General features: G+C 43.8%; 1 protein-coding gene. It reads left to right on the top strand.

The features are described from left to right. Positions 1 to 35 precede the first annotated feature (35 nt). Positions 36 to 923: DUF445 family protein (locus C1E99_RS15600; protein ID WP_419580081.1), on the top strand; the 888-nt coding region annotated here is incomplete at its 3' end.

The raw sequence follows: 923 nt of genomic DNA, 5'->3' as shown, positions 1-923 counted from the left end.
TTTCTGAATCAGTATCAGAATCAATCTCAGAATCAGTGTCTGAGTCAATCTCAGAATCAGTGTCTGAGTCAGTATCAGAATCAATCTCAGAATCAGTGTCTGAGTCAGTATCAGAATCAGTAAGCGAATCAGTCTCCGAGTCAGTATCAGAATCAGTCTCCGAGTCACTTTCTGAGTCAGTCTCCGAGTCAATTTCAGAATCAGTCTCTGAGTCCGTCTCAGAATCCGTCTCCGAGTCACTTTCAGAATCCGCCTCCGAATCAGTCTCCGAGTCCGTCTCTGAGTCAATTTCTGAATCCATCTCCGAGTCAGTGTCTGAATCAGTGTCTGAATCAGTCTCAGAGTCAGTCTCAGAATCATTATCTGAGTCCGTCTCAGAATCAGTCTCTGAGTCAATTTCTGAATCCGTCTCAGAATCCATCTCTGAGTCCGTCTCAGAATCGATTTCTGAATCAGTATCAGAGTCCATCTCAGAGTCAGTTTCAGAATCTATTTCAGAGTCAGTTTCTGAGTCACTTTCAGAATCCGTCTCTGAGTCAACCTCAGAATCCATTTCTGAGTCCATCTCAGAGTCCATTTCAGAATCAGTTTCTGAGTCCGTCTCAGAATCCATTTCAGAATCCGTCTCTGAGTCACTATCAGAATCCGTTTCAGAATCCATCTCAGAGTCAGTTTCAGAATCCGTCTCTGAGTCAGTAAGCGAGTCCATCTCAGAATCAGTCTCCGAGTCAGTTTCTGAGTCCATCTCTGAGTCAGTCTCAGAATCAGTGTCTGAGTCAATCTCTGAATCAGTATCAGAATCAGTCTCAGAGTCAGTCTCAGAATCAGTGTCTGAGTCAATTTCAGAATCAGTCTCAGAGTCCATCTCAGAATCAGTGTCTGAGTCAATTTCTGAGTCAGTATCCGAGTCAGTCTCAGAATCA

It is taken from the genome of Streptococcus suis, assembly GCF_002964045.1.
GTDB lineage: Bacteria > Bacillota > Bacilli > Lactobacillales > Streptococcaceae > Streptococcus > Streptococcus suis_U.
The sequence above is the reverse complement of the archived record's forward strand: the minus strand, read 5'-3'. Positions and strand labels throughout refer to the sequence as shown.